General features: G+C 47.1%; 6 protein-coding genes. All 6 read left to right on the forward strand.

All coding sequences use genetic code 11. The features are described 5' to 3' along the window. The first annotated feature begins 200 nt into the window (after positions 1 to 200). The 6 genes from GSQ95_RS13500 to GSQ95_RS13525 all read left to right on the forward strand — a co-directional run bounded on the left by GSQ95_RS13500 (position 201) and on the right by GSQ95_RS13525 (position 6,148). On the forward strand, positions 201 to 1,490 hold the full coding sequence (locus GSQ95_RS13500) for a site-specific integrase (protein ID WP_158896631.1): 1,290 nt from the start codon (positions 201 to 203) through the stop codon (positions 1,488 to 1,490). A gap of 254 nt (positions 1,491 to 1,744) precedes the next feature. After that, positions 1,745 to 1,936: a hypothetical protein gene (locus tag GSQ95_RS13505; protein WP_068383901.1), complete on the forward strand. Its 192-nt coding sequence runs from the start codon at positions 1,745 to 1,747 to the stop codon at positions 1,934 to 1,936. Between the two features lie 127 nt (positions 1,937 to 2,063). After that, complete coding sequence (locus tag GSQ95_RS13510) at positions 2,064 to 2,633, forward strand: recombinase family protein (protein ID WP_158896632.1); 570 nt, start codon at positions 2,064 to 2,066, stop codon at positions 2,631 to 2,633. 1,915 nt (positions 2,634 to 4,548) lie between these two features. Next, positions 4,549 to 4,728 (forward strand): hypothetical protein, encoded by a 180-nt coding sequence (locus GSQ95_RS13515; RefSeq protein ID WP_158896633.1) that lies wholly within the window; start codon positions 4,549 to 4,551, stop codon positions 4,726 to 4,728. Further along, positions 4,706 to 5,317 carry a hypothetical protein gene (locus tag GSQ95_RS13520; protein ID WP_158896634.1) on the forward strand — a complete coding sequence of 204 codons (612 nt, stop codon included), beginning with the start codon at positions 4,706 to 4,708 and terminating at the stop codon, positions 5,315 to 5,317. Before GSQ95_RS13515 ends, GSQ95_RS13520 begins: the two co-directional genes overlap by 23 nt. Positions 5,318 to 5,647: 330 nt before the next feature. Beyond that, positions 5,648 to 6,148 carry a hypothetical protein gene (locus tag GSQ95_RS13525; RefSeq protein WP_158896635.1) on the forward strand — a complete coding sequence of 167 codons (501 nt, stop codon included), beginning with the start codon at positions 5,648 to 5,650 and terminating at the stop codon, positions 6,146 to 6,148. Positions 6,149 to 6,248: the final 100 nt, after the last annotated feature.

Below are 6,248 nucleotides of genomic sequence, written 5' to 3' on the forward strand. Positions count from 1 at the left end.
ACCCCGGCACACGACATCACCGCTGCGGCTGCTCCCTTCCGGGCCTGACCGGGTATTGTGCAAGCACATCGGTTGATCGTTGAAACGCTCTAGCCAACAGGTTCTGGGCAATTGGGGACTTTACCTCCATTCGATGCTCAACACACGATTCCTGAGGTGGCGGCTTTGTCACACATTGGTGTCACACAGGCCTGTCACACATGTACGTTATTCGCAGAGGTTCTACCTACTACCTCAACGTTCGCATCGGCAATCAGCACTTACGAATCAGCCTAGGGATACAGGAGCGACGAGCAGCCATCTTTAAAGCTACGGCGATAGCTCAAAGGCTAGATAAGCATCGGTCTAAGCACCCACAAGCCACCTACAGCGAGCTACAGACACTGTGTAGGACTTTGGTGCTGACGGAGAGATTCGAACACCTACCCTCCTGTCCTCCTAATCATGTCAGCCCTCCACTACCAGTCATGGCAAACGGACCGCTGCTGAGTAGGCTTGCAAAGGAGTACGTAGCTGAAGGGAAGCAAGGAGCCTGGAGGCAAGGACAGATAGCTGACGTTGAACGCACCATCCAAGACTTCTTTGCCTTGATGGGGGATATGGAAGCGGAAGCCTTCGATCGGAAACAGGCCAGGACACTAAAGGAAAGGCTATCCCGTTGTCCCAGGTACTACGGTCTACGTCCTGAATTCAAAGGCATGACGCTGCTGGAGATTGTGGAGTCTGGGCATCAGTACGAGACCATCACACCAGTCACGATCAACAACCGGCTACGAAAGCTCACCTCATGGATGAACTGGTGCGTTTCGAACGGATACCTTCAGGCGAACCCCCTGAGTGGAATGAAGGTGATGGAGGCATCAGCTAAGGATGCACGCCTACCCTTTGATCAACGAGACATCGCCACCCTCCTCAACCATGGCTCTCTAACAAAGGAAGCTAGGAAGAACCCTTGGAGGTACTGGCTACCGCTGCTTGCACGAACCACAGGGGCACGCTTGGAGGAGCTAGCTCAGCTCTACGTTGGGGACATCGTGGAAGAGCAAGGCATCATCTGTATCAAGATCGATGATGCTCGGCCGGATCAGAAGCTCAAGAACCCTTCCAGCCGACGAATCATCCCTTTGCACCCTGCACTGCTGGAGATAGGGCTACGTGACCACCTAGGAGATTTGAAGCAGGCAGGACAAGAAAGGCTGTGGCCTGAGCTGAAGGCTGTCCGTGGCAGGTATGGTTATGCCGTATCAAAGTGGTTTGGCGTCTACAGGCACAAGCAAGGGATCACCGATCCTCGTAAGACCTTCCACAGCTTCAGGCACTCATTCATTGATGACATGAGAGAGGCTGGTATTGCCGATAGCCTGCTGAAGGACATGGTAGGTCATGGGGATACAGCAGTGACCTTTGCGGTGTATGGGAAGCGTCGCTTCATTGAGCAGATGCTTGTAGCAGTAAGTCAGATAAAACTGACCATAAACGTTACATTATAACAATTAGACCCAAGGGCCATTCTGACTCTATTCAGCAACCATGCACCTTGTAGCACGTCTGTGGCCCTATTATCGTTCCCCTCCCCCTGTTTGCTAAGCATTGGCAGCCTTCGATCTGCTAAAGGTTCGCACGATAAGAGTTATCGATAGCACATGACTATCAAAATTTACACTCTGATTACAATTTGCTCACGATTCAGCATTAAAACAACTGTCTGAAGGCTTGGTCCCAGGAAAATCGTGAGGAGATTGCTATGAAACGTACTACCCCTCTCTGCGAGGTCAGCACGAACAAAGACCTACTAGAGCAGCAGCTAGCTACGCGGAAAGCCAGCCTGGAACGCGCTAAGGTGGACTTGCACCAGCGCTTCTCCGCCTATGCCAAAGAAAAGGAGTGTGTCACCGCTCTTGAACATGCTTTGGCAAAGGCCCATAGGTTCCTCTAGGGATCATCAATCGACCGTTTAACGATACCGCTCATCCGACACACTAACTGGTATCAACAAATAGGTTGAACGACTATTTGATACGATGGCAAAATGATCCCACCTTAATTGATACCAAGGGATCGAGATGAGCCGTACATTCCTATATGCCCGCGTCTCCACTGCCGACCAAACCACTGACAATCAGTTGCTCGAAGTCCAGCAGGCAGGCTTTGCCGTGGACCCTCGCCGTGTAGTGGCTGAGACAGTATCCGGGTCTACCCAAGCTAGTGAGCGTAAAGGCTTTCAGAAGCTACTAGAGCGTATGGAGCATGGAGATACCCTGATCGTTACCAAGCTCGACCGTCTAGGCCGTAACGCTATGGACGTACGCAGCACCATAGAGAAGCTGTCAGTGGAAGGCATCCGGGTTCACTGCCTCGCCTTGGGCGGGGTGGACCTCACCAGCGCAGCGGGCAAGATGACTATGCAGGTGCTATGTGCTGTAGCAGAGTTTGAGCGTGACCTGCTGATAGAGCGCACCCATGCTGGCCTGGAGCGAGCGAAGGCAGAAGGCAAGAAGCTAGGAAGACCTGAAGCTGTAGACACTACTGAGAAGGTACAGGCAGCTAAGACACGCGGATTGACTCAGAGCCAAGCTGCCAAAGACCTTGGCGTGGGTATCGCTACCGTCAAGCGCCATTGGAACAAGGGCTGAACCTTCTACCGTTATCGCAATCATAGTAGGTATGAGTGCTCCAACTCTCATAGACCTTAGCCCCGCCATAGAGCGGGGTTTCTTTTTTGCCAAGGACGGCACCTTTCCCTCGATATTTCCCGAAACCTAAGAAAAATCTTTCTCTGTAAAGCGGCCTCGGTTAAGACCTGGTGTCCTCGATCCGTGTTCGTTGCGCTTGAGCGGAACGTACCGCTGTGGGCTAAGATCCTTGGTACTGCTAGCAGCCGGAGAAAAGCTGTGCTACCGGAACACCAGTTACGCCTTACCAATTACATCGAAGGTTTTTTCACTGATCAATATATTGTGCATATAGCAATCTCCAAGCCCGTTGAACAAGTGATCAAACTAACCATTACGAACACCATAAATTCAGAAGAGGCCTCTATAAAATTAGATATACTAACCGCGCTCGATATCTCTGCCATGCTACTCACAGCTGAAAAACTTACTCAGAAGACATCCCAGCAGGAAACATCACTCTACTGTGCATACCATTCGTCGGGTGATATGTAGCATATAAACGGCCAATATCGCTACAACCCTTGGCATTACTGCATTCCTGTATATTTTCTATATTTAAGGTATGTAAAATAAGTTGCTCAATGTATTGACAAAAATAGGGGGTGTCATGCTATTATTTAATAACAAGAGATGCGAATATAAAACACAGAAACTGTATAGCCAATCTCTTACAAGCCTTTGAGATAAGTCCCATAGTTGGATTTAAGCGCCTCTTGGTATAATTAAATTATTACATCGATGAATATCCCAGCCCAAGCGTTGGGTTTTTGTGTTTCCGATAGAAAGGTTCTGGCTTGGCTACTGCCGTAGTAAGTAGCTCGTGGATTGATTAACTTCTCTCCCGCTGCCTGTCATCACGTTGCTCTGTTTGTTGTCCTCTTGCTCGCAAGCTTTACCTATGGTTGCGAGTTCTTTCAGCATCAAGCATCACCGGCGAATGATAGAGAGTCGTGCAGCCGTCAGTCATGTGTTCCACAGACATAGGGGCTGACACCTAATACTCCTCCGCTCTGAACAAGAGCCTTGGCATCTACAGTGTCTTCATCCTGGATGCCCTTTTATTTATTACCCCTGTCGGATGACTCAATCGGCAGGATTCGCTCGTTCAAAATAAATAATTTCTCGCTTTGAGGATATGAAAAATGACAATAAGAACTGTAAGAGCCTGTCTTTGGTGTGGTGATTCAATGGAATGCCACTCAGCTGGTAAGCTGATCTGTTCCAAATCTTGCCACGGAAAGATGCACCGGCAACGGATTAGGCTGGGCATAACAAACAAGGAAATGATTCAAAAATTAAAACAACAGAGGTTAGAAAATGAAACAACAGCGTAATAACAACGTTCCACTGCACCTAAGCTTGAAGAGCAGCAATCTCCAGTACCTGAATCAGCTTGCACAGGAAAACAGGCTAAGCGCCAGCGACATGCTCAACCTGATCTTTAATAGGCTGCGAGATGCCGAGCTATATGAGCTACTGGGCAGGAGTGGTTAGTCCCTTTGAGGTATCTACCTTGGTCCCTTTAAGGACTAACGTTGATCCCTTTGAGGCACTGTATATAGATAGAGAGATATATAGAAATATAGATAGATTTTAAGAGAAGGAGAAATGAATGATTAAAATTAATAACTACTAAGTCCAGCTTTGACTCGACTTCGTCTCGACACGCAGGACTTTAAATACAAGAGCATAAAAGCAAAGAACATTCTTTTAATACTATATTCTTATCCGTGCTAATTCTTACCTTGTGCTGGCTTTGAGAGTGTTAGGGCTTTTAGTCCTTTATCATTGTTTGTGTGTTGATGATCGTAAGATCAGTAAGATTGAATCATGTTAGTCCCAAAAGGGACCTACATCAACTTAAGAGGTGTATATGAAGATCGGGCTTAACGACCGTAGCGCTCAAGAACTGATCGCTCTGATTGAACATAACGGAAACTGTTCACCTAAACATGTGGTGCAGCTTCTAATTACGAAAGCTTATAAAGAAATGAAATCAACCCAATTCCCAAATGTTGAGGATAACCAAAATGCAGAACCAATCAAACACTGAGCAATTCCTAAAACTACCTTACGATCTACTTGCTGCGACTAGTTTCGTATCCAGTGCTACTGGTGAAATTGTAGAAATCACCATGCAACAGAAAGTTATCTATTGCTGGATGAAGCAACGGTGTGAATTCTTCACCCGTGAACAGAAAGAGTATTACGACACTCTTGACTCTGTTGCTAATGAACTATCAATCGACCGTAAGACTGTGATGCGAGCTATAACATTTTTCACTAAGCACAACGTGCTATTTGCCGAGAAAAGGAAAGCTACTGCAACACGGCAGAAATGGTTCTTCAAGCGCTTTAACAACCTAATGTTGGTGCAGGCCGATAAGACAGCTCAAAAGCCCTCTGTAAGCCCCGTAGCGCAGCGATCAGAAGAAAGCAACACCAGTGCTCAGCCTGACGTATACGCTGAATCTGAGGCCGCAGGAGAAGACTGGGTAAAAGAATCAATCCCTTGTGAAGATTACGAAGGTATTGAATTTTCTATTGAAGCAGAGAGCAGTAGCTATGAGGACTGGGAGTCAACTGAGGTTGAAACCGCAGCAGCACCAGCGAAAGTAGAAGTCTCAGATATCAAGATCTGACCTCTCATCGATGCCGCTTAGTCGATGGAATCGGAATGGTCGCGAAATCAGTGATCAGCTTTTTGACTGGTTTGAGGATAACGGGTTTTACATTGAGGATTGCCGGACAGGACAAGTGCTTCATAACAATAGTAAACAGCGCTATGTGATGAGCGGTAAAGACCTCATTCCGCTACCTGACAACGTTGCAAGCTTAGACGAACAAGACGAAAGTTTTCTTCCTTTCTAAATATCACCCAAAACTGAATCTCAAAAGAATTTGAACGAAAGTTCAGATAAAGGGCGATCTTTCGCCCAAACAAAAACTAAACTTAATATCCGGAGTATCAAATGATCAATACTTTTCAAAACCAATTCAACGCTGCTCTAACTACCAATGACATAAAATTCAATCAAGACAGTCTTGATGCTGCTATCTCAAATCGCGTCGATCTCTATAAAACAGGAATGGGGAGCCAAGAGCGCATCAATGCCCAAATCCTCCCAGAGCTTATCACTAAGGTTTCTGAACTCCTGAACGAAGGGTGGACCTTTACCGATTGGAAGGCTCCACACTCCGGGATGGTAGGTAGCTGCTACATCTTCCTTAAGAAGTCCCCTGCTCTTCAAGCTGAAGACATTCAGTTCATCGAGGATAGGCTTACTGAAGTATATGAGCAGAAAGTATTTGAGAACTATGAAGCTGAGAAGAGCCGTCTAGTGCAAGCTGCTCTTCAAGAGGCTCGCCGTAAGGATGCTGAGGAGCAGGCCAAGAAGGAGCAAGAGCGGATGGATAAGCTTGAAAAACAGGCTATCGCAGCTCTAGAAAAGCAGCTTCAGGAGGCTAAGTAATGTCACATTTTGCAGATCGTATTATGGCCATGAAATCCCACACTGTCTTAGGGCTTGTCTGAAAAGTCGTGTTTGCTAGCCTGTTCCTGTGATGGCAATG

The sequence above is a fragment of the Pseudomonas sp. BAV 4579 genome (assembly GCF_009765395.1).
Lineage (GTDB): Bacteria > Pseudomonadota > Gammaproteobacteria > Pseudomonadales > Pseudomonadaceae > Chryseomonas > Chryseomonas aestiva.

What these genes read in the sequence shown, in the direction of transcription:
- GSQ95_RS13515 (WP_158896633.1), top strand. Translation starts at nt 4,549, where the DNA reads ATGAAGATCGGGCTTAACGACCGTAGCGCTCAAGAACTGATCGCTCTG.
- GSQ95_RS13510 (WP_158896632.1), top strand. Translation starts at nt 2,064, where the DNA reads ATGAGCCGTACATTCCTATATGCCCGCGTCTCCACTGCCGACCAAACC.
- GSQ95_RS13520 (WP_158896634.1), top strand. Translation starts at nt 4,706, where the DNA reads ATGCAGAACCAATCAAACACTGAGCAATTCCTAAAACTACCTTACGAT.
- GSQ95_RS13505 (WP_068383901.1), top strand. Translation starts at nt 1,745, where the DNA reads ATGAAACGTACTACCCCTCTCTGCGAGGTCAGCACGAACAAAGACCTA.
- GSQ95_RS13525 (WP_158896635.1), top strand. Translation starts at nt 5,648, where the DNA reads ATGATCAATACTTTTCAAAACCAATTCAACGCTGCTCTAACTACCAAT.
- GSQ95_RS13500 (WP_158896631.1), top strand. Translation starts at nt 201, where the DNA reads ATGTACGTTATTCGCAGAGGTTCTACCTACTACCTCAACGTTCGCATC.